19 protein-coding genes are annotated in these 20,888 nt (G+C 69.4%); 9 read left to right on the top strand and 10 right to left on the bottom strand.

Translation table 11 applies throughout. From position 1 onward, the window contains the following. From GV790_RS22275 to GV790_RS22265, 3 genes are all read right to left on the bottom strand, one after another. Positions 1 to 765: hypothetical protein (locus GV790_RS22275; RefSeq protein ID WP_163815652.1), on the bottom strand; the 765-nt coding region annotated here is incomplete at its 3' end. A 6-nt stretch (positions 766 to 771) separates the two neighbouring features. Continuing rightward, the gene (locus GV790_RS22270) at positions 772 to 1,809 is read right to left on the bottom strand and encodes an NlpC/P60 family protein (RefSeq protein ID WP_163815650.1); all 1,038 of its coding nucleotides are present in this window, start codon (positions 1,807 to 1,809) and stop codon (positions 772 to 774) included. A gap of 183 nt (positions 1,810 to 1,992) precedes the next feature. Further along, the gene (locus GV790_RS22265; RefSeq protein WP_163815648.1) at positions 1,993 to 2,580 is read right to left on the bottom strand and encodes a C40 family peptidase; all 588 of its coding nucleotides are present in this window, start codon (positions 2,578 to 2,580) and stop codon (positions 1,993 to 1,995) included. 594 nt (positions 2,581 to 3,174) lie between these two features. Between GV790_RS22265 and GV790_RS22260 the strand changes: the two genes are divergently transcribed. Then, on the top strand, positions 3,175 to 4,923 hold the full coding sequence (locus GV790_RS22260; RefSeq protein WP_163815646.1) for a DEDD exonuclease domain-containing protein: 1,749 nt from the start codon (positions 3,175 to 3,177) through the stop codon (positions 4,921 to 4,923). Between the two features lie 95 nt (positions 4,924 to 5,018). After that, positions 5,019 to 5,294 (top strand): Lrp/AsnC family transcriptional regulator, encoded by a 276-nt coding sequence (locus GV790_RS22255; RefSeq protein WP_138446635.1) that lies wholly within the window; start codon positions 5,019 to 5,021, stop codon positions 5,292 to 5,294. A 1-nt stretch (position 5,295) separates the two neighbouring features. On the opposite strand, the gene GV790_RS22250 is transcribed toward GV790_RS22255, so the two are convergent. Together GV790_RS22250 and trpD are read right to left on the bottom strand one after the other, a co-directional pair. Continuing rightward, positions 5,296 to 5,589, bottom strand: a complete 294-nt coding sequence (locus tag GV790_RS22250; protein ID WP_163815645.1) for a hypothetical protein — start codon at positions 5,587 to 5,589, stop codon at positions 5,296 to 5,298. 241 nt (positions 5,590 to 5,830) lie between these two features. Continuing rightward, entirely contained in the window at positions 5,831 to 6,892 is a 1,062-nt protein-coding gene (gene trpD, locus GV790_RS22245; protein WP_163815643.1) for an anthranilate phosphoribosyltransferase, read from the bottom strand. Between the two features lie 239 nt (positions 6,893 to 7,131). Between trpD and ctaE the strand changes: the two genes are divergently transcribed. Genes ctaE through qcrB form a run of 4 tightly spaced genes read left to right on the top strand, consistent with a single transcriptional unit; the run spans position 7,132 to position 11,504 of the window. Further along, positions 7,132 to 7,740 carry an aa3-type cytochrome oxidase subunit III gene (gene ctaE, locus GV790_RS22240; RefSeq protein WP_081505355.1) on the top strand — a complete coding sequence of 203 codons (609 nt, stop codon included), beginning with the start codon at positions 7,132 to 7,134 and terminating at the stop codon, positions 7,738 to 7,740. Positions 7,741 to 7,798: 58 nt separating this feature from the next. Next, positions 7,799 to 8,662 carry a cytochrome bc1 complex diheme cytochrome c subunit gene (gene qcrC, locus GV790_RS22235; RefSeq protein WP_163815641.1) on the top strand — a complete coding sequence of 288 codons (864 nt, stop codon included), beginning with the start codon at positions 7,799 to 7,801 and terminating at the stop codon, positions 8,660 to 8,662. A 20-nt stretch (positions 8,663 to 8,682) separates the two neighbouring features. After that, positions 8,683 to 9,864, top strand: a complete 1,182-nt coding sequence (qcrA, locus tag GV790_RS22230; protein ID WP_138458984.1) for a cytochrome bc1 complex Rieske iron-sulfur subunit — start codon at positions 8,683 to 8,685, stop codon at positions 9,862 to 9,864. Beyond that, the gene (gene qcrB / locus GV790_RS22225; protein WP_163815639.1) at positions 9,861 to 11,504 is read left to right on the top strand and encodes a cytochrome bc1 complex cytochrome b subunit; all 1,644 of its coding nucleotides are present in this window, start codon (positions 9,861 to 9,863) and stop codon (positions 11,502 to 11,504) included. Before qcrA ends, qcrB begins: the two co-directional genes overlap by 4 nt. A gap of 96 nt (positions 11,505 to 11,600) precedes the next feature. On the opposite strand, the gene GV790_RS22220 is transcribed toward qcrB, so the two are convergent. After that, entirely contained in the window at positions 11,601 to 12,089 is a 489-nt protein-coding gene (locus tag GV790_RS22220; RefSeq protein ID WP_163815637.1) for a polyadenylate-specific 3'-exoribonuclease AS, read from the bottom strand. Positions 12,090 to 12,258: 169 nt separating this feature from the next. On the opposite strand from GV790_RS22220, the gene GV790_RS22215 reads away from it, so the two are divergent. Beyond that, complete coding sequence (locus GV790_RS22215) at positions 12,259 to 13,647, top strand: class II 3-deoxy-7-phosphoheptulonate synthase (RefSeq protein ID WP_163815635.1); 1,389 nt, start codon at positions 12,259 to 12,261, stop codon at positions 13,645 to 13,647. A 73-nt stretch (positions 13,648 to 13,720) separates the two neighbouring features. Here the strand turns inward: GV790_RS22215 and GV790_RS22210 are convergent, their stop codons facing one another. After that, positions 13,721 to 14,089 (bottom strand): Rv2175c family DNA-binding protein, encoded by a 369-nt coding sequence (locus tag GV790_RS22210; protein WP_163815633.1) that lies wholly within the window; start codon positions 14,087 to 14,089, stop codon positions 13,721 to 13,723. 159 nt (positions 14,090 to 14,248) lie between these two features. Here GV790_RS22210 and pknB point away from each other — a divergent pair, with 159 nt between their 5' ends. Both pknB and GV790_RS22200 read left to right on the top strand, forming a co-directional pair. After that, positions 14,249 to 16,183, top strand: a complete 1,935-nt coding sequence (gene pknB, locus GV790_RS22205) for a Stk1 family PASTA domain-containing Ser/Thr kinase (protein ID WP_163815631.1) — start codon at positions 14,249 to 14,251, stop codon at positions 16,181 to 16,183. A 101-nt stretch (positions 16,184 to 16,284) separates the two neighbouring features. Further along, positions 16,285 to 16,485 carry a cold-shock protein gene (locus GV790_RS22200; RefSeq protein ID WP_014350101.1) on the top strand — a complete coding sequence of 67 codons (201 nt, stop codon included), beginning with the start codon at positions 16,285 to 16,287 and terminating at the stop codon, positions 16,483 to 16,485. 7 nt (positions 16,486 to 16,492) lie between these two features. On the opposite strand, the gene GV790_RS22195 is transcribed toward GV790_RS22200, so the two are convergent. From GV790_RS22195 to crtI, 3 genes are read right to left on the bottom strand one after another with little or no spacing between them, the layout of a single operon-like run. Further along, positions 16,493 to 17,539, bottom strand: coding sequence for a phytoene/squalene synthase family protein (locus GV790_RS22195; protein ID WP_163815629.1), 1,047 nt, complete (start codon positions 17,537 to 17,539; stop codon positions 16,493 to 16,495). Continuing rightward, entirely contained in the window at positions 17,526 to 19,214 is a 1,689-nt protein-coding gene (locus tag GV790_RS22190) for an alpha-(1->6)-mannopyranosyltransferase A (RefSeq protein WP_375139415.1), read from the bottom strand. The genes GV790_RS22195 and GV790_RS22190 overlap by 14 nt, the downstream gene beginning before the upstream one ends. A 60-nt stretch (positions 19,215 to 19,274) precedes the next feature. Then, positions 19,275 to 20,861: a phytoene desaturase family protein gene (gene crtI / locus GV790_RS22185; protein ID WP_163815627.1), complete on the bottom strand. Its 1,587-nt coding sequence runs from the start codon at positions 20,859 to 20,861 to the stop codon at positions 19,275 to 19,277. Positions 20,862 to 20,888: the final 27 nt, after the last annotated feature.

Here is a 20,888-nt window from a genome sequence, read left to right as displayed (position 1 = left end):
GTCGGCGGGGACGGTGCCGGTGGCCAGCCGGGTGGCGAGGGTGGGGGCGATATCGGTGAAGGAGTGGCCGAGGCCGCGGTGGGCGGCGTACTCGGCGAAACCCTCCAGCAGCCACTGTGGGGAGCCGTCGACCGTCGCGGCCCTGGTGGCGACGTGGGTGAGTTCGTGGCGCAGCAGGGTGCGCAGACCGTCGGGGTCTAGGCGGCGCCCGGCGTCTGGACCGAAGACGACGCGCTGGCCGGTCGGTTGCGAACCCGGAGCGAACGGATCCGAGACCGTGGCGGCGGCGATCTCGACGGGCAGATCGGTGGTGGCGCGGACCAGGGCGGCGAATTCGGCGGGCGTGGCGGACACGACCACCACGGGCGACCGGGACCAGTCCTGGCCCCACAGGTCGGTGACGGCGGTGCTCGCGGCCGTGAGCTCATCGGCGAGCAGGTCGACTTCGCGCTGGTGCTGCGGATGGCCGACGACCAGCGCGGGCAGGGCGCCGCCAGTGGGCACCTGCCTGCTCACCAGTGGTCCGAATGGTTCGGTGATGCGTTGGATTTCGGCCAGCCGCGCGTCACCGGTGGGGTGCTGGCCGGCGACCGGGGCGGTGGTCGTGCCCGCGCGGGCCGCGCGCAGCGGCGCCACCACCGAATCGGGGAGCAGCAGCAGCGCGGCGCAGGTGCCGGTCAGCAGCATCACCATGACGGTGGTGAGGCAGAACTCGAAGCGCCGTCGCTGCGACAGCCAATCACGGACGCGCCGCACACCGTTCATCGGTGCTCAGTATCGCCGAGCCGAGTGATAGGGCGTGGAACCCATGGGTGCGACGGCGACCGGCACGCCGAAGGTGGAGGCGTGCAGCATCAGTCCGTTGCCCGCGTAGATGCCCACATGGGAGATATCGGGGTAGAAGAAGACGACGTCACCCGGACGTAGATCGTCCTTGGCGACCGGCGTGCCGAAGGAGGCCTGCGCCGAACTGGTGCGCGGCACATCCTTGCCGACCTGTTTGAACGCCCACTGCACCAGGCCGGAGCAGTCGAACTGGTCCGGGCCGGTGGCGCCCCAGACATAGGGATCGCCCACCCGGGTGAGCCCGGCGGCCAGCGCGCTGGTGCCGCTGCCCGGCACCAGTCCGCGCAGCAGCGAATCGCGATCGAAGCCGGGTGGGAACGGCGATCCGGCCAGCGCCGATTTGTCCTGCGCCGACAGCCTGCCCCAGGCCTCGATGACCTGGGTGATCGCGCCCTGGAGGTCGGCGCGTTTGCGTTCGAGATCGCCGCGCACGGCGTCGGCCTTCTCGGCGGCGGTACGGGCATTGTCGGCGGCGGTGCGCGCGGCCGATTCGGCCGCGGTGGCCGCGTCGGTGGCCTTCTTGTAGTGCTGCAGCTGGGTCGAGGTCTGGGTGGCCACCACATCGAGGGTGGACATCTGATCGAGTAGCTGCTGCGGCGAATCGCTGACCAGGACCGAGAACAGGCGATTGGTGCGCGCGCCCTGATAGGCCGCGATGGCGGTGCGGTCGATCACCGGCTGATATTTGCGGACCTCGTCACGCGCGGCGGTGACGGCATCGGTGGCCGTGGCGAGCGCGGCTTCGGCATCGCGCTGCGCGGCGAGCTTGGCATCGAAATCGGCCTGCGCGCCGAGCGCCTGCTGATTGAGCTGCTCGGATTCGCGCGACAGGTCGATCATGCGCTGCACGGCGGCGCTCGCAGTGGTGGGCGCGGTGGCCGGATCGGCGCACGCCGGACCGCCGCCGGGTAGCGCCACGGTGAGAAACGCTGCCGTGATCGCCGCCCCTGCCAGGCGTTTCATCCCTCGACTGCGGTGATGTGCTGCCACTGCCTGCCGTGCCCCGTTCTCGTGTGAAGCCGCGGAAAGGTCTCGATTAGGTTACGGAACGGCGACCTGCGGTGTCCAGTAGAGCACGAACCGATCACAGCCGCCGGACCGGCCGGGGCCCGCACCGTCGTGACGATGCGGGCCCCGGTCGTGCGGTCAGAAGCGGACGGCGCCCGCGACCGGCATGGAGGAGATCGGCGCGACCTGCACCGGGGTGCCCGCGGTGGAGGCGTGCACCACGTTGCCGTCGCCGGCATAGAGGCCGGAGTGGCCGCCGCCGTAGAACGACACCACGTCGCCGGGCTGGAGCTGGTCCATCGAGACCGGGGTGCCCGAGGCGAGCTGGGCGCCGCTGGTGCGGGGCACCTCGCGGCCGGCCTGACGGTAGGACCACTGCACGAGGCCGGAGCAGTCGAAGGCGTTCGGGCCTGCGGCGCCGTAGACGTACGGCGAGCCGATCTTGCTCATCGCGGCGTCGAGTGCGGACTGGCCGAGCGTCTTGGTCGGTGCGGTGAAGGGCAGCGGCGCGGGTGCGGGGATCTCGATGCCCGGCACGGCGGGCAGGCCGCCGGGGATCTGGTTCACGATGTTGTCGGGCACGTCGAAGGTGCCGACACCGGGGACGGTGACCGGTGCCGCCGCCGCGGGAGCGGCGGGAAGCAGGAACGCGCCGATGGTGGCAGCGCCGACGGCTCCGGCCGCAACGGCACGCTTGGCCTGTCGTTTGACGGTGGTGGACGCCATGATGCGGTACTCCCAATCTGCCTCACGACGCCGCACCGGGGTGGTGGGTCGGACTCCGTGAGGTCTCGATGAGGTTACGAACCGATCACGGTGGTTTGTAAAGCCGCGAACATGCGAAACGGCGACGGTCAACAATTCGGCGCGAGCAGCCTGCGATATGCGTCACAACAATCACGAAACGATAACGACGCGTTGATTTCCACAGGAACACGCAGGCCGACCAGGCGTTACTAGAAGTAACAGTAAAAGTGGCCGATCGCCAGGCGAGGGCCGTTCCGTGCAGTTCACGGGCTATCCGCGCGAGGTAGCGGGGTGGTCGCGGGGCGTCGGACAGCGTGTTCGAGGTGTGGGACGGGACCGCCCGGCCTCTGGTCGCATGGCGCGAATCCGACACGCCCGGAGATTGATACCCCAGCGCTTTCGCTGTGAGCTACGCCGCTTTTGCGCATCGAAGATCGTTTCGGGGGTACCAGAACGAAAAGCTCGTCCGTGTAATTCGGAAATTCCGCGCTGCCTTCACGCGCGCGCGAAGACGGAAAATCCCGCTCCGCACCGGGGCCGAACCTGTCGGACCCCGGTCGTACGCTGCACGCCGTGTCCGACTCCGTCCCGCGCCGCCGCGCCGCGCAACTGGCCTTCGACGAGCTCGACACCCCGCTCTACGACACCACCTTCGTGGTGGTCGACCTGGAGACCACCGGCACCAGCCCGGACACCGACGCCATCACCGAGATCGGCGCGGTCAAAGTGCGCGGCGGTGAGGTGCTCGGTGAATTCGCCACCCTCGTCGATCCCGGCCGCGCCATTCCGCCCGCGGTCGTCCACGTCACCGGCATCACCACCGCCATGGTGTGCGCAGCACCGCCGATCCAGGCGGTGCTGCCCGGGTTCCTCGAGTTCGCCGCGGGCGCGGTGCTCGTCGCGCACAATGCCCGATTCGATATGGCGTTCCTGCGTGCGGCCGCGGCGCGCTGCGGCACACCGTGGCCCGCGGCGCAGGTGGTGTGCACCGTGCGCCTGGCGCGGCGGGTGCTCGCCAGGGACGAGGCGCCGTCGGTGCGATTGAGCGTGCTGGCGCGGGTGCTCGGGGCGAGCACCGAGCCGACCCACCGCGCCCTCGCCGACGCCCGCGCCACCGTCGACGTGCTGCACGCGCTGATGGCGCGGGTGGGCAATCAGGGCGTGCACAGCCTCACCGAGCTGATCGACTACCTGCCCGATGTGAGCTCGGGCCAGCGCGCCAAACGCGGGCTTGCCGCCGATCTACCCGCGCGGCCCGGCGTGTATCTGTTCCGGGGGCCGTCCGATGAAGTCCTCTATATAGGGACGGCGGTGAATCTGCGCCGCCGCGTCCGCAGCTACTTCACCGGTTCGGAGACCAGGGGCCGGATCAAGGAGATGGTCGCGCTGGCCACCCGCGTCGATCACGTCGAATGCGCGCACGGGCTGGAGGCCGGGGTGCGCGAGCTGCGGCTGCTGGTCGCGCATGCCCCGCCGTACAACCGACGCTCGAAATTCCCCAAACGCGGTTGGTGGATCACGCTCACCGAGGAGCCGTTTCCGCGCTTCGCCATCGTGCGCAATCCCACCGTCGACGCACTCGGCCCCTTCGGCGCCAGGGCCGACGCCGCCGATGTCGCCGCCACCATCGCCGAATTCAGCGGCCTGCGCACCTGCACAACTCGCTTGTCGCGCACCGCGATTCACGACTGCCCGCCCGCGGTGGTCGGCGGCTGCCCGGCGGCGGCCGACGGAATGACCCGTAATAGTAAGGAATACGCGCCCGCTCCCGATGCGGTGCGCGCGCTGTTCGCGGGCACCGACGACGCGGCCCTGCGCGCGATGCTCGAACGCATTCGAACTTGTTCCCGCGCCGAGCATTTCGAGGCCGCCGCGCGTTTGCGCGACCGTACGGTGACGGTGATCCGCGCGCTGTATCGCACCCAGCGCCTGGCCGCCGTCGCCCGGATCGCCGAACTCGTCGCCGCCCATCCCGATGGCGCGGGCGGGTGGGAGTTCGCGGTGATCCGCCACGGACGCCTGGCCGGCGCGGGCACGGCAGTCAGGGGAGTGGCACCGATGCCGGTGGTGGAGCGGATCGTGGCGGCGGCGGAAACCGTGGTCTGCGACGGCGATCTGTCGCCGTTGCGCGGTGGCTCGCCCGAGGAGGTGGGCCTGGTGGCGCGCTGGCTGGCCCGGCCGGGGGTGCGGATCGTGCGCACCAGCGAGGGCTACCGGGAACCGATGCACGGCGCGGGGCGCAGGCTGGCCTGGGCGGCGGCGGCCGAGGCGGCGGTGGCGGGGGAGTCCGCCGCCGACACCTACGAGCGCATGTCGGGCTGAGCGCGCCGCGAACCTGTGGGGGCCGCTGGGACACCCCGAGTCCGTGCCGCGGCCAACGGAGGGTCGGCCGGTCCGGCACCGCCTAGGCTGAATCCATGATTACCGCCATCGTCATGATCAACGCCGCCAACGCCCGCATCCCGGAAACCGCGCAGGCGGTCGCCGATATCGAGGGCGTCAGCGAGGTCTATTCCTGCGCGGGCGATGTCGACCTCATCGCGGTGGTCCGGGTCCGCGACCACGAGCAGATCGCCGAGGTGGTGACCGGCCGCATCGATAAGACCGAGGGTGTCGTGCGGACCACCACGCATATCGCGTTCAAGTCCTATTCGCGCGCCGATGTCGAGGCGGGATTCTCGCTGGGGGAGTGAGCTACGGGACCTGGATCGAGGTGCCGACGACGGTGCGGATCTCGCGCGAGGTGAGCGTGGCGGTGATATCGCCGCGGCAACCGCGCCCGTAGTACACGGTCACCGGCACGTCGGTGTGGTTTTCCACCTTCAGGGTGCGCGCGCCGCCGCTGACCTCGAGACAGCCGACGGGATCGTGGTGCACGGTGCCGTCGACGACGAGCCCACCACGCGCGGCGGCAGCGGGCCCCGCGCTCAGCACCACCACCAACGCGGCGAGCAGAGTGCCGGACACCACGGGCGCACCGTGATTCATGCCTACCTCCAGACCACGATCGACGGTTGTCAGTGAGGCGCGGGCGATGACGCTGCCCCGCCGGGGCGGGACGGCGATCGCCGGATGGGTATGCGCCGAGTCGTCGCATCAGGGCACGTCGATGTGCCTGGACGACCGCGCAACTGTATAGCGCCGATCGACGGTTTGCCGGTCCGGGCAAGACGGCGTTTCGCACCGGCCCGCCGATCACGGTCCGGGCGGGGCCGGCGGCGGTGCGGTATCAGGCGTCGCCGAGGGTGTTGGTGAGTTTCGCCCAGCGTTCCAGCAGCGCCGCGCCGCGCCCGCTGTCGATGGCCTCGGCGGCGCGTTCGACGGCGGCGCCGAGCTGATCGTCGAGATCGGCGTCCGGATCGCCCGCGCCCTGGGACAGGTCGTAGGCCACGATGGCGGCGGCGGAGTTGACCAGCACCGCATCACGCACCGGTCCCGCGGTTCCCGCCAGTACGTCGCGCGTCACCCCGGCATTGACCTGCGCGTCCCCGCCGCGCAACGCATCGAGGTCGACCCGGGGGAACCCGAGCCGGGTGGGATCGATGGTGGCCTCGCGCATGCGGCCACCAGAGACCACCCAGACGTCGGTGGTGTCGGAGGTGGTGATCTCGTCGAGTCCGTCGTTGCCGCGCACCACCAGCGCACTGCTGCCGCGCGCGGCGAACACCCCGGCGATCTTGGGCAGCAGATCGGCGAACGCGCAGCCCACCAGGCCCGCGCGCGGCTGGGCCGGGTTGGTGAGCGGTCCGAGCACGTTGAACACGGTCGGGATGCCGATCTCCTTGCGCGCGGGCCCGGCGAAACGCAGCGCGGGATGGAACAGCGGTGCGAAGCAGAACCCGATGCCCACCTCGCGTACGCAGCGCGCCACCGATTCCGGGCCGAGCGCCAGCCGCACACCGAGCGCTTCGAGCACGTCGGCGCCGCCGCTCTTGGAGGTCGCCGCGCGGTTGCCGTGCTTGATCACCGGCACACCCGCCGCCGCGACCACGATCGAGGACATGGTGGAGATGTTCACCGAGCCCGAACGGTCGCCGCCGGTGCCGACGATATCGACCGCGTCGCCGTCGATATGGACCAGCCTGGCGTGCCCGAGCATGCCCGAGGCCAGGCCGGACAGTTCCTCCGCGGTCGGCCCCTTGATCTTGATCGCCACCCCGAACGCGGCGATCTGCGCCTGCGTCGCATTGTCGGAGAAGATCTCGTTGATCACCCATTCGGTGTCGTCCGCGGTCAGGTCGCCACCGTCGGCAAGGGTGCCGAGCACCTGGGGCCAGCTGCGCACGCTCATCAACATCTCCCATCACACTGGTACGCCCAGCAGTCTCGTAGGGGACAACCCTAATGGGCTCCGGCGCGGGTGGTCTCTCGATATCTGTTCGCGCGAGCCGTTCCGGCCCGCTGAACTTGATCTTCGCGACCCGATTTTCCGGCGTTCCCGCAGGCAGTGGCACAACCGAATCCGACACGCACGGGCAAGTTTCATACCCGGGTACTGCTGTCGTACTACGACGAGTCATACTTACCCCCGTGACGACCGCAGTAGGCACCCCAGGATCGGCCATTACCCAGCGTGTGCATTCGCTGAACCGGCCCAACATGGTCAGTGTCGGCACCATCATCTGGCTGTCCAGCGAGCTGATGTTCTTCGCCGGCCTGTTCGCGATGTACTTCGTCGCGCGTGCGCAGTCCACCGAGTGGCCGCCGGAGCCGACGGAGCTGAACATGAAGCTCGCCGTTCCGGTCACCGCCGTGCTGATCGCGTCGTCGTTCACCTGCCAGCTGGGTGTCTTCGCCGCGGAGCGCGGTGACGTCTTCGGCCTGCGCCGCTGGTACGTCCTCACCCTCGCCATGGGCACCTTCTTCGTGCTCGGCCAGGGCTACGAGTACTACCACCTCGTGCACGAGGGCACCTCGATCTCGAGCAGCTCCTACGGCTCGGTGTTCTACATCACCACCGGGTTCCACGGCCTGCACGTCATCGGTGGTCTGATCGCGTTCGTGTTCCTGCTGGTGCGCACCAAGCTGAGCAAGTTCACCCCGGCGCAGGCCACCGCCGCGATCGTCGTCTCCTACTACTGGCACTTCGTCGACATCGTCTGGATCGGGCTGTTCGCCACGATCTACTTCGTCCGCTGACCCGGGCTCAGTGGAAGCTTTTGCACCAGTCGGTTCCGTCTACTCCAAAGGGACACAGATGAGTTCATCTCCCCCATCAGCGCCAGAGCCCGCCAGCCCCGGGCACGGCCAGGCCAGCAAGACGCGCAGGCAGCGCCGCGTCCGCCGCCGCATCGCGGGCGGGCTCGCGCTTCTGGTGGGTCTCGTCGGAGCCGGCTTTCTCGCCTCGGCCCTCACCCCCGACCCGCAGATCGCGACCGCCAACGAGGACACCTCGGCGCTGATCCGCGAGGGTCAGCAGCTGTACGAGACCTCCTGCATCACCTGCCACGGCGCGAACCTGCAGGGTGTGCAGGACCGTGGTCCCAGCCTGATCGGTGTCGGCGAGGCCGCGGTGTACTTCCAGGTGTCCTCCGGTCGTATGCCGATGACCCGCAACGAGGCCCAGGCCGAGCGCAAGCCCGTCAAGTTCGACGCCCACCAGACCGATGCCATCGGCGCCTACGTGGCGGCCAACGGCGGCGGCCCGACCGTGGTCCGCAACGCCGACGGCACGATCGCCCAGGAGTCGCTGCGCGGTGACGACATCGCCCGCGGTAGCGAGCTGTTCCGGATGAACTGCGCCTCCTGCCACAACTTCACCGGTCGTGGTGGCGCGCTGTCGTCGGGTAAGTTCGCGCCGCCGCTCGAGCCCGCCTCCGAGCAGCAGATCTACGCCGCGATGCTCACCGGCCCGCAGAACATGCCGAAATTCTCCGACCGGCAGCTGAGCCCGGAGGAGAAGCGCGACATCATCGCCTACGTCAAGGACTCGATGGAGGCCAAGTCTCCCGGCGGTTACGGCCTCGGCGGCTTCGGCCCCGCGACCGAGGGCCTGGCCATCTGGGTGGTCGGCATCGTGCTGACCGTCGGCGCCGCGATGTGGATCGGATCGAGGTCATGACAGATAAGGAGCGAGACGACATGGGGCGCCCGGATGAGGGATCCAGTGCCGAGCCGTCGAAAGAGACGGTGAAGCCCACCGGCCACGCCGCCGCGGAGCCCACCGAGGCCGAGCTGGACGCGATGTCGCGCGACGAGCTGGTCAAGCTCGGCACCGAGATGGACGGCGTCGACGTCGCCTACCGGCGCGAGCGGTTCCCGGTTCCGGGTACCCGCGCCGAGAAGCGCGCCGAGCGTCAGGTGGCGCTGTGGTTCGCCATCTCCGGTCTGGCCGCCGCCGCACTGGTCGGTGTGTTCCTGTTCTGGCCGTGGGAGTACAAGGGCAAGGAGTCCGACGGACACGGCCTGTACTCGCTGGCCACCCCGCTGTACGGCATCACCTTCGGTGTCTCGATCCTCGCGATCGGCATCGCGGTCGTGCTGATCCGCAAGAAGTTCATCCCGGCCGAGCTGTCCATCCAGGAGCGCCACGACGGCCGCTCCAGCGAGGTCGACCGCCGCACCCTGGTGGCCGAGCTGCAGGACGCGCTCGACACCTCCACGCTGGGTCGCCGCAAGATGATCACCCGCACCGCGGGCGCCGGCCTCGGCATCGTCGGTCTGGGTTCGGCCGCGCTGTTCGTCGGCGGCATGATCAAGAACCCGTGGGCCAAGGGCGACAAGTCGCCGCTGTGGGTGTCGGGCTGGACCCCGGACTGGGAGGGCCAGACCATCTACCTGCGCCGCGACACCGGCCGTCCGGAGGACATCGTGCTGGTGCGTCCGGAGGATCTGGACGCGGGCGGCATGGAGACGGTGTTCCCGTGGAAGGAAGTCTGGCGCGGTGACGAGCACGCGACCCTGCAGTCGCTGCGCGGTATCCGCAACGCCGTCATGCTGATCCGGCTGCGCACCGAGGACGCGCAGAAGGCGATCAAGCGTAAGGGCCAGGAGAGCTTCAACTTCGGCGACTACTTCGCCTACTCGAAGATCTGCACCCACCTCGGTTGCCCGACCTCGCTCTACGAGCAGCAGACCAACCGGATTCTGTGCCCCTGCCACCAGTCGCAGTTCTCGGCGACCGAATGGGGTAAGCCGGTCTTCGGTCCGGCCGCCCGTGCGCTGCCGCAGCTGCCGATCACCGTCAACTCCGAGGGCTTCCTGGTCGCCAACGGCGACTTCATCGAGCCGCTCGGCCCGGCCTTCTGGGAGCGTCGTTCATGAGTTCTCCAACAGCAATCGGCCGGAAGGTCGGTGCCCACGCCGACGCCGTGGACGAGCGCTACCGCGCCGCCGCGTTCATGCGCCGGTCGATCAACAAGGTCTTCCCGACCCACTGGTCGTTCCTGCTGGGTGAGATCGCCCTCTACGCGTTCATCATCCTGCTGCTGTCGGGTGTGTACCTGACGCTGTACTTCGACCCGTCGATGAGCCACGTCGTCTACGACGGTGCCTACCAGCCGCTGCGTGGTGTGGGCATGTCGCGGGCGTACGAGACGGCGCTGAACATCTCCTTCGAGGTGCGCGGTGGCCTGTTCGTGCGCCAGGTGCATCACTGGGCGGCGCTGCTGTTCGCGGCCTCGATCATCGTGCACCTGCTGCGCATCTTCTTCACCGGCGCGTTCCGCAAGCCGCGTGAGGCGAACTGGGTGATCGGTTCGCTGCTGCTGATCATGGCGATGTTCGAAGGCTTCTTCGGCTACTCGCTGCCCGACGACCTGCTCTCCGGCACCGGTCTGCGCGCCGCGTTCTCCGGTATCACCATCGGTGTGCCGGTGGTGGGTACCTGGCTGCACTGGCTGATGTTCGGCGGCGACTTCCCCGGCGAGATCATCATCCCGCGCCTCTACATCGCGCACGTGCTCCTGTTCCCCGGCATCATGCTCGCGCTGATCGCCGCACACGTGGCCATCGTCTGGTACCAGAAGCACACCCAGTTCCCCGGACCGGGCCGCACCGAGAACAACGTCGTCGGTGCCCGCATCGTGCCGGTGTTCGCCGCGGACCAGGGCGCGTTCTTCGCCTTCACCCTCGGCTTCGTCGGCATCATGGGCGGCGTGCTCCAGATCAACCCGATCTGGAACCTCGGTCCGTACAACCCCTCGCAGGTCTCGGCCGGTTCGCAGCCCGACTTCTACATGATGTGGACCGACGGTATGGCGCGCCTGATGCCACCGTGGGAGTTGTACCTGGGCCGTTACACCGTTCCGGCGGTGTTCTGGGTCGCGCTGGTGATGGGCTTGGTGTTCACCCTGCTGATCGCCTACCCGTGGATCGAGAAGCGGCTCACCAAGGACACCGCCAACCACAACCTGTTGCAGCGTCCGCGCGATGTGCCGGTGCGTACCGCGATCGGTGCCATGGCGATCACGTTCTACCTGATCCTGACCCTGGCCTGCGTCAACGACATCATCTCGTTGAAGTTCGACATCTCGCTGAACGCCACCACCTGGGTCGGTCGGATCGGCCTGCTGCTCGGTCCGCCGATCGCCTACTTCCTGACCTACCGGTTCTGCATCGGTCTGCAGCGCAGCGACCGGGCGGTGCTCGAGCACGGCATCGAGACCGGTGTGATCAAGCGGCTGCCGCATGGTGAGTACATCGAGGTGCACCAGCCGCTGGGCCCGGTGGACGAGCACGGCCACCCGATCCCGCTGGAGTACCAGGGCGCCCCGGTGCCCAAGAAGATGAACCAGCTGGGTTCGGCCGGCCAGCCCGGTACCGGCAGCTTCCTTTTCCCGGATCCGTGGCAGGAGAGCGAGCAGCACTTCGCCACCGAGCTGGAGGAGGAGCACAAGCAGCTCGCCGTGCTGAAGAAGGCACAGGAGAACGCCAACGGCAATGGTGGCAAGCACAGCCACTGACCGCTGACACCGCAGCAGGCCCCGAGTCGGATTCGACTCGGGGCCTGCTGTTCGTCGGGCGGGCGATCGTGGGGACCGGCCAGAACCGGCACGGCCTCAGCGGCGCCGCGCGGCCTCGATGGCCTCGTACTTGGCCAGGTTGTGCCGGGCGTCGGCGAGCGCGTCGTGGGCGTCGGCCGGGATCGGCGGCAGATCCGGGCGCCCGTGCGCGTCCCAATGCTGGCGCAGCTCGTTGGTGTAGCGGGGCAGCGCGGGCGGCAGATCCACCATCGACCCCCACAGCTGGCACAGCACCACATGGTCGTAGGCGCCCACCCACGCCCACAGCTCCGGCTGCACCGTGGGGCGCGGCACCAAGAACTTGTACAGCTCGTCGCGGATCTGCCTGCGGCTGCGCCACAGCGGCGACGCCGGCGAGGGCAGCTTGGGCAGCACGTTCTTGCGCACCCATGGCCCGGCCCGCTCGGGATCGAATTCGGTGGATACGGCGTAGTATTCGCGGCCGTCCTCGCAGACCACCGCGATCGAGACGAGGTCGATCACCTTCCCGTCCTCGATGAACTCCGCGTCATAGAAGTACTTCACAAAGCCGGTCTCCTCCCGAAACTTGTCCGCTCGAGGGTACGGCCTGGTGGTATACCCGCCGCACGACGGTCCGCCCGAACGCCGCCGCGACGGCTCGCGGAGCGGTCGCCGCACCTGGAGTTGGCCGCGCGGATGCTCGCCGCCGCGCGCGGGTCCGTATTCTGAGTGGGTGAACTGGACCGTCGACGTACCCATCGATCGTTTGCCCGAGCTGCCGCCGCTGCCCACGCAGCTGCGGCAACGGCTGGACGACGCGCTGGCCCGTCCCGCGCTGCAGCAGCCGTCCTGGGATCCCGGGCAGGCGGCGATGATGCGGACCGTGCTGGAGAGCGTCCCGCCGGTCTGTGTGCCCGCCGAGGTGGAAGAGCTGCGCGAGCGGCTCGCCGAGGTGGCGCGCGGTGAGGCCTTCCTGCTCCAGGGCGGTGACTGCGCGGAGACCTTTGCCGACAACACCGAGCCCCATATTCGCGGCAATATCCGCACCCTGCTGCAGATGGCGGTGGTGCTCACCTACGGCGCCAGCCTGCCGGTGGTGAAGGTGGCGCGGATCGCGGGCCAGTACGCGAAGCCACGCTCCTCCGACACCGACGCGCTGGGCTTGAAGTCCTACCGGGGCGACATGATCAACTCGCTTGCCCCGGACGCCGCGCTGCGCGAACACGACCCGTCACGGCTGGTGCGCGCCTACGCCAACGCCAGCGCGGCGATGAACCTGGTGCGCGCGCTCACCGGGGCGGGCATGGCCGATCTGCACCGCGTGCACGACTGGAACCGCGATTTCGTCGCCCAGTCCCCGGCCGGTGCCCGCTACGAGGCGCTGGCCGAGGAGATCGACCGCGGCCTGCGGTTCATGACCGCCTGCCGGGTCAACGATCCGAGCCTGCAATCGGCGCGCATCTACGCCAGCCACGAGGCGCTGGTGCTCGACTACGAGCGGGCCATGCTGCGGCTGGGGGAGTCCCCGGCCACCGGTGAGCCGGTGCTCTACGACCTGTCGGCGCACTTCCTGTGGATCGGTGAGCGCACCCGTCAGCTCGAGGGCGCGCACATCGCGTTCGCCGAGCTACTGGCCAACCCGATCGGCCTCAAGATCGGCCCGACCACCACCCCGGATCAGGCCGTGGAGTACGTGGAGCGCCTGGATCCGAACAACGAGCCCGGCCGGCTGACGATCGTCTCGCGCATGGGCAACGGCAAGGTCCGCGAGGTGCTGCCGCCGATCATCGAGAAGGTGCAGGCCACCGGGCACCAGGTGATCTGGCAGTGCGATCCGATGCACGGCAACACCCACGAATCGTCCACCGGGTTCAAGACCCGCCACTTCGACCGGGTGGTCGACGAGGTGCAGGGCTTCTTCGAGGTGCACCATGCCCTCGGCACCCACCCCGGCGGCCTGCACATCGAGCTGACCGGTGAGGACGTCACCGAATGCCTCGGCGGTGCCCAGGACATCTCCGATCTGGATCTGTCCGGCCGCTACGAAACCGCTTGCGATCCGCGCCTGAACACCCAGCAGTCGCTGGAGCTGGCGTTCCTGGTCGCGGAGATGCTGCGCTGAGCTGACCGGACAGTCCGCTCACCCGGCCGACGCGAGCGTCGACCGGGTGAGCGCGGGATCTATCGGGGGTCGATCAGAAGGGTTCGGCGGCGGCGCGGCGCAGCACCTCGCGGGCCAGCGGGCCGTGCAGCGCCTCGACCGGTTTACCCGGCAGCGAATCGTCGTCGGTGAAGATCCATTCCAGGATCTCCTCATCGGTGTATTTGGCATCACGCATGACGGTGATCAGGCCGGGCAGGAACCGGATGACGTTGCCGTCCTCGTCGAAGAAGATCTCCGGCACGCCGGCCACGCCGTCCCGGCGGACGGCCAGGAGTTGATGGTCGCGCAGCATCTGATGCACCCTGGTCACCACGATGCCGAGCCGTTCTGCCACTTCGGGAAGTGACAACAGGGTCACCGAGGCGGGCAGAACATCGTCACTGCAGGGAAATGCGCTCACCCGGATAACGGTAGACGTTGGCGCCGACCACGTCGTGAGACACCCGGGGACGTTCGGTGGATACCATCGTGGGGGCCGCAGGGCGCGGCTGCTCTTGTCGCGCGCAGCGAGGGGTGGAGAGGGTTTGTGAAAGCCGGAGGACATCAATTGATCGGCCACATGCTGGAAGGGCGTTACCGCATCGATGCGCCGATCGCTCGGGGTGGGATGTCCATGGTGTTCCGCGGCGAGGACACCCGTCTGGATCGCCCGGTCGCGATCAAGGTGATGGATCCCAAATTCGCCGGTGATCCGCAGTTCCTGTCCCGTTTCGAATTCGAGGCCCGTGCCGTCGCCAAGCTGAAACATCCGTCGCTGGTCGCAGTGTACGACCAGGGCGTCGACGGCGATCATCCGTTCCTGATCATGGAGCTGGTCGAGGGCGGCACGCTGCGTGAGCTGCTGCGCGAACGCGGTCCGATGCCGCCGCACGCGGTGCGCGCGGTGGCCGAGCCGGTGCTCGCGGCCATCGGGGTGGCGCATGCGGCGGGGCTGGTGCACCGCGATATCAAGCCGGAGAACGTGCTGATCTCCGATTCCGGCGAGGTGAAGATCGCCGACTTCGGCCTGGTACGCGCGGTGGCCGCGGCCAACACCACCTCCGCCAGCGTCATCCTCGGCACCGCCGCGTATCTGTCCCCGGAGCAGGTCACCTCCGGCACCGCCGACGCACGCAGCGATGTGTATTCCTTCGGCATCCTGATCTTCGAACTGCTCACCGGGCGGGTGCCGTTCACCGGCGACACCTCCCTGTCGGTGGCCTATCAGCGCATCGAGAAGGATGTGCCGAGCCCGAGCCAGTTCATCGCCGGTGTGCCGCCGGAGTTCGACGCGCTCATCGCCCGCGCCACCGCCCGCGAACCCGCGCATCGGTTCGCCGACGCCAACGAGATGGTCGCCGAACTGCGCGCGATCAGCGCGTCGCTGGAACTGCCCGCCTATCGGGTGCCCGCGCCGCAGGAATCGGCCGAACATCTGAGCTCGTCCTACCGGGCCGTGCCCGGTGCGGACGGTCCGCGTCCGCCCGAGCCGCGCCCGCACCCGGTGGCACAGCCCCAGCACACCAGGGTGGTCACGGCGCAGCGGCCGCGCACCGAGTTCGCCGCCGCGCCACCGCCGCCGCAGCAACATGTGCGCCCACATCCGGGGCCGGCACCGGCCTTCGCCGGCGATCGCGGCAATTCTCGCCGCACCGCAGCGGTCTGGATCGCCATTGTGGTGGTGCTGACCCTGCTGGTCGGTGTCGGCGGATGGTGGCTCGGGGTGGGCCGGTTCGAGGCGGTGCCCAGCATCGCCGGGATGGACGTGGAGAAGGCCACGGCGGTGCTCAGCAGCGCCGGATTCGAGACCACGACGCGGCAGAAGGCCTCCGACACCATTCCGGTGGGGGGCGTGGTCGGCAGCGATCCCTCGGCCGGTTCCCGCGTCACGAAGGGCTCCACTGTCGCGGTGCTGATCTCCAGCGGTAAGCCGCAGGTGCCGGACGTGGCGCCCGGTGCGGACATCGCCGAGGTGAACCAGCTCATCCGCGATCAGGGCCTGCAGCCGGTGGACGCCGGTGAGGCGCCGAGTGCGGCTCCCGAGGGCACGCTCGCCAAGGTCGACCCGGCGCCGGGCACGGTGCTGCCGATGGGCGCGCACGTGAAGGTGTACAGCAGCAAGGGTTCGCAGCCGGTGACGCTGCCGGACCTGCGCGGCAAGACCACCGCGGAAGCCCAGCAGATGCTCACCGACCTGGGCATCACGGTGAGCGAGAACCGGCCCCGCTTCGATCGCAGCGTGGCCGCCGGACAGGTCGTCGGCACCGATCCCGGGGCCGGGACGACGGTCGAGGCCGGCTCGTCGGTGGTGCTGCTGGTCTCCGATGCGGTGAAGATGCCCGAGGTGCTGGGCAAGTCGGTCGCCGAAGCCCGTAACGTGCTCGAAGGACTTGGCCTGTCGGTGCAGGTGCGCCAGCTGGCCCCACTGGATTCCTCGGTGGTGGTCTCCCAGACTCCGGCGATGAACGCCAACGTCCAAGCGGGAGCCACCGTCACCATCGTCGCCCTGCCCTGAGTCCGTCGATCCGCGCACTCCGGCCTTGCCCGAAACGCGGTGCAGGCGCATTGTGATGTACCGAGTAGGGCCGGGGAAGGTGTTCGAGGAGGAAATGGCCGATGGTGCGTGGCACCGTGCGATGGTTCGACCGGGAGAAAGGGTTCGGGTTCATCGCCCGTCCGGGTGGCGCGGATGTGTTCGTCGAGTACTCGGTGATCCTCGGCGAGGGCTTCCGGTCACTGGAGGCTGGTCAGGAAGTCGAATTCGACGTGGAGGAGGCGCGCCGAGGGCCCGAAGCGCGCGCGGTGCGGCCGGTGTAGAGCCGGTTCAGCGGGCGCTCAGGTACGCTCCGGCGGCGACGCGCAGCTTGCGGTGCATCGGCACCACGGCGCGCCGGTCGAAGACCGGGTAGTCGGCCTCCTCGATCTGCTCCAAGATCGCGCCGTACAGGGTCGCGGCGGTGCGGATCGCCGGACGTACTCGCGGTGCGAGCAGTTCGATGCCAGGTGCGGCGGTGCGGTAGAGATCCCGGTTGACGGCGATGAGGTGCGCCAGCGCCCGCCGCATCCGTCGATCGGTGCGGCCGGTGCGGCGGCATTCGGCCAGCAGGTCGTCATCCACGCCGAAGGCGGCGAGTTCGGCGGCGGGCAGATAGATCCGGCCGCGATCCAGGTCCTCGCCGATATCGCGCAGGAAATTGGTGAGCTGGAAGGCGTTGCCCAGGGCGGCCGCCGCCGGTTCGGCCTCGGCGACCGGGACGGCGGTGCCGAGCACCGGCAGCAGTTGCAGCCCGATCGCCGCCGCCGAACCGCGCATGTACTCGTTCAGTTCGGCCATATCGGCGTACCGGTTCCGGAACTGCGGTGTGCCGGGGATATCCATCCGCATGGAGTGCAGGAAGGTCCAGAAGTGTTCGGCCGCAATCCCGTAACGGCGGATGGTGTCGGTGAGCGCGAGCAGGATCGCGTCGCGGAGCTGGTCGGTGGTGACGGCGGTTGCCGGTCGTGCCGCGGCGGCGGGATCCAGTGCCGCCCTGAGCTGTTCTTCGATGAGATCGATCCGAGCGGCGAGCGCGGCGCCGGTGACGGGGAGGTGGTGCGCCGGTCGCCGCGCGCCGGTCGGAGCATCGTGCGGCGCGCAGTCGACGATATCGTCCACCATCCGCGCGAACGCGTACAGCGCGTGCACGGCGGGCCGCTGCGAGGCCGTCAGCAGCCGAGTCGCCAGGAAATAGGTGCGGCCGTGTTCGGCGGCGATACGGCGGCACAGCCGATACGCCTCGGCGAGTTCCGTGGCGTCGGCGGGTCGCAGCCGTTCGGTCGTGCGCCCGGCAGGTCCGGCGGTGAGGTCGAGGCCGCGCTCAGCGCCGGTCATGGATGACGGGATCGGCCGGCGAGGGGATCGCCGGGCCCGTGACCGTGCGCGTGCTGCGCAGCCGAAGCGGGTCGACCGTGCGCAGCGACAGCGCCGCCACCACCGCGGCGAAGGTCGCCGCGGCCACATGCCAGAAGTTGTACAGCCCGATCGAACCGCCGGGCTGGAACACCAGCATCAACCAGGTGCACAACCCCACCAGCACCATGAGCGTCCTGGTGGACAGCGCGAAGGCGGCGGCCAGCGCCAGCGGCCACGAGTAGTACCAAGGCAGCGCGGCAGGCGAGAGGATGACGATGGCGACGAACGCGATGAGGATGCCGAGCACGGCCTCGCGTTCGCTGTGCCGGAACCGCCACCAAGTCCAGGCCAGGATCGCCACCAGTGCCGCGGCGCACAGCGCACGCGTGACGGTGAGCACCGGGTCGAAGGGCAGCGGGCCGATCCAGGTCATGCCGTGCGCCATGATGGTCGGCAGCGACAGCCAGTTGATGATCTTCTTCGAGCCCGACAGCGCCGTCAGCCAGCCGATGCCGACGCCGGCCGCCGCGGACGCGAGCGCGAACACCACCGCGAACACGGACAACCCGAGCCCGGCGATCTTGGCGAACAGCAGCGCCGGATGCGGCAGCGTGCCGCCGGACTCCTTGTCCTGGGCGGCGCGTCGTTCGCGTTCGTGCAACATCCAGATCCACACCAGGAACGGCAGGGCGATACCGGCGGTGGCCTTGATGGCGACCGCGACCGCGACGACGACGATGCCGAGTACATGCCTGCGCTCGAGCACCAGGGCGATACCGGCGCACATCAGGCCGACCATCAGCAGTTCGTTGTGCACGCCGCCGATGAGGTGGATCAGCACCAGCGGGTTGAGCACCGCCAGCCACAGCGCGACGGTGGGCTTGCCGCCGAGATGCTTGGTCAGGTACGGGATGGCCCACATCATCAATGCCAGGCCGGGCAGCATCACCAGCCGCAGCGCGATGGTCCCCGCCACGACGTTGTCGTCGGTGATGGTGGTGATCGCGCGCCCGAGCAGCAGGAAGATCGGGCCGTAGGGCGCGGTGGTGGTGGTCCACACGGTGCTGACGTTGTCCAGCAGCACACCGGGATTGGCGACGGGGCCGACCTTGTACGGGTCGAAGCCGTCGCGCAGCAGCGCACCCTGCGCCAGATAGGAGTAGGCGTCCTGGCTGAACATCGGCACCGCGAACAGCATGGGCGCGACCCAGATGCAGACGATCGCGCGCAGCTCGTTGAGCGTGACGCCCGCGCCGGAGTAGCTGCCGCGGCCGAGCGTGGCCCGGCCGAGCCGCACCCAGGCGGTGATCATCATCAGCACGCCGATCCAGACGAAGATCGTCGAGAGCGCGTAGCCGTGCCCGAAACGCAGCCACGACAGGTGCATCGCTTCCAGCAGCGGATCGCGTTTGCGCACCGCGCCCGCGCCGAAACCGCCGAAGGTGATCATGATCGCGCCGACCAGGCCGAGCAGTGCCGCATGGCCCTCGGGGCTGCGCGCGAAGTCGGCGGCGGTGCGTAGCCACGTCAGCAGCGTCTGCGGGCTGCCCGGGGCGGGTGCGGATGCTGGTTTTCGGGATCGAGCCGCGGGTGTCGGAGACACGGTGGCCTGCGCCGGGGTAGTCACGTGGGCAGTCGTTTCCGGGGGTGGCATGTGGTGTCGTTCCCCCCGGGTGTGGTCGGCGGTCGCAACCGCGAGCTGATAGGTCGGCGCTTAGTTTACGGCTTGTTCGCGCGGGGCTGTCCCGATGGTGCGCGGGGTTTCGTTTCCGAGCCGTTCCGGTGTCCCGATTATCCGGTTTGCCGCGAGTTTCCCCGACAGCAGGGCGGTCGGTACACCGACGCCCGGCGTAGTGCCGCAACCGGCGATAACCACGTTGTCGCTGCCGCGCGGCAGATTCCGTGGCCGGAACGGGCCGGTCTGGCGGAAAAGATGGGCGGCGGAGAACGGCGTGCCACTGAGCATGCCCTGCTCCAGCCAGGTCTGCGGGGTGTCGAGGTGGTCGAGCCGGAAGTGTTCGGCGATGCCGTGGTAGCCGCGCTGCTCGAGGACGCCGAGCAGCTCGCGCAGGTACGCCGGGCCCAGGCTCGCCCAGTCCAGTGCCGCCGAATCCAGGTTCGGGCAGGGCGCCAGCAGCGAGAACGGCTCGTGGCGGCCGTCGGCGCGGTCGAGATACAGGCCGGGATCCGAGAGCGCGGGCCTGGTCAGCAGTAGGGAAGGGTCGCTCATCAACCGGCCACCGCGCGGTGCGGCGATCTCGGTGAAGGTGCGTTCCCAGGCGGCGCCGAAATCGATGGTGTGATGGGCCTGGATCGGCCAGCCCGCGGCGATGTCGGCCGGAATGGTGCCGTGCGCGACCACCGCCGATGGAGAGGCCCGCAGCCCGCGCCTGCGGCGCAGCCCGAAGCGTTCGATATCGCCGAGGTCGGCGGTGACGACCACGGCGTCGCAGTCGTGGGCCGTGCCGTCCGCCAGCCGGACCCGGCGCGCCCGGCGGCGGTCGTAGTCGATGCCGGTGACCTCGGCGCCGAGTTCCAGCCGCGCACCGGCGGCGACCAGCGCCTCGGCCATGGCGTCGGCGACCGCGCGCATACCGCCCTCGGGGAAGTACACTCCGAGCGAGGTGTCCATATGCGGGATCGCCCCGTAGACGGCCAGTGCCCGGTTCGGCGGCATCCCCGCGTACAGCGCCTGGAAGGTGAACAGCCTGGTCAGCCGCGGATCGCGGAGGAAGCCGCGGACCCGTGGCCCGAGCCGCCCGAATCCGCCGAGGCGCACCAGCTCCAGCAGCGCCGCGCGTTTACGCGGCAACCGCACCATGTCCAGCGGCGAGTCGAAGTTGGTGTCCATGAACTCGCCGAATTCGGCGCGGTAGATCCGGGCCAGCCATTCGCGCAGCCGTCGATAACGCCCGGCTTCGTCGGGACCGCAGGTCCGTGCCACTTCCGCCGCCATCTCATCCGGGTCGGCGAACACCCGGATATCGGAGCCGTCGGCGAAGCGCGCGTGATACGACGGCGCGAGCCGGTGGATGCGCAGCGGCGCGGTGAGCGACTCGCGGTCGTGTCCGACCGCCGCCAGCGCGTCGTCGATCAGCTCGGGCAGCGTCAACACCGTTGCCCCCGAGTCGATCTCGTAGTCGTCGAAGCGGTAGCGGCCGACCCGCCCGCCGACGTGATCGGCCCGCTCCAGCACGGTGACCCGGCGTCCGGCGCCGGTGAGGTACAGCGCGGCGGCCAGGCCCGACAATCCCGCGCCGATGACGATCACCCGGTCGGCGGGCCCCGCCACCGACCTCATCGCAGGCCCCGCATCGGACGTGCCGTG

Origin of the sequence: Nocardia cyriacigeorgica (genome assembly GCF_010858045.1) — a bacterium.
Classification (GTDB): domain Bacteria; phylum Actinomycetota; class Actinomycetes; order Mycobacteriales; family Mycobacteriaceae; genus Nocardia; species Nocardia cyriacigeorgica_E.
The sequence above is the reverse complement of the archived record's forward strand: the minus strand, read 5'-3'. Positions and strand labels throughout refer to the sequence as shown.